The organism is Paraburkholderia sp. BR14320 (assembly GCF_040948665.1).
Classification (GTDB): Bacteria; Pseudomonadota; Gammaproteobacteria; order Burkholderiales; family Burkholderiaceae; genus Paraburkholderia; species Paraburkholderia youngii.
In genome coordinates, this window is record NZ_JBFPKG010000418.1 from 1 (window position 1) to 225 (window position 225).

Below are 225 nucleotides of genomic sequence, written 5' to 3' on the forward strand. Positions count from 1 at the left end.
TCAGGATCGCCAAGAGCCCCACCACCATCGCCGCGCTGCGCTCCACGCAGATCCCCACCGGCTGGTCCGGCCTGACTCCGAGTGCGATCAGATGGTGCGCCAGCCGGTTGGCCCGCGCGTTGAGCTCCCCATAGCTCAGTCTCTCGTTCTCATGCACCAGCGCCACCGCCTCCGGTGCCCGCCGCACCTGCGCCTCGAACAGCTCATGGATGCACCGCTCCGACG

General features: G+C 68.9%; 1 protein-coding gene. It reads right to left on the reverse strand.

Features of this window, described 5'->3' with window-relative positions:
* On the reverse strand, positions 1–225 hold a 225-nt coding region (locus tag AB3X89_RS40890; RefSeq protein ID WP_368588134.1), incomplete at both ends, for an AMP-binding protein.